General features: G+C 63.2%; 1 protein-coding gene. It reads left to right on the plus strand.

The genetic code is table 11. The features are described from left to right. Nucleotides 1–71 precede the first annotated feature (71 nt). Nucleotides 72–538: IS110 family transposase (locus tag AC3WUM_RS25165; protein ID WP_492414085.1), on the plus strand; the 467-nt coding region annotated here is incomplete at its 3' end.

Consider the following 538-nt stretch of genomic DNA (forward strand, 5'->3'; position numbering starts at 1 on the left):
GGGATAGCGGTATGGTCTGAAACCCGAACAGTTGCCTGAGAACCATGAACTCGAATCTGCAAGGCAGGGAGATGACGAAACACATTGGAATTGACGTGAGCAAGGATCGCCTGGAGGTGTCGCTGGATGGCGCGACATCCATGGCGCTGGATAACGCGCAGCAGGGTTACGATGCGCTGGTCGAGCAGCTCAAATCGCTGGAGTCGGTTGGGCTGATCGTGCTGGAAGCCACCGGCGGCTATGAGGCCGAAGCGGCCTGCGCGCTGCAGGCGGCTGGTTTTGCGGTGGCGGTGATCAACCCACGGCAGGCGCGCGATTTTGCCAAAGCCATGGGCCGCCTGGCCAAAACCGATCGGGTGGATGCGGTGATGCTGTCACGGTTTGCCGAGGTGCTGGACCGCAGCCCCGAGCGCGAGCGCTGGATCAAGCCGCTGGACGACGAGGCGCGCCTGGTGCTGGCCGCCCTGGTCACGCGGCGCAATCAGTTGGTGAGCATGCTCACGGCCGAACGCAATCGGCTGAGCATCAGTCACGCCAG

Source organism: Hydrocarboniphaga sp. FW305-C-57 (genome assembly GCF_058783045.1).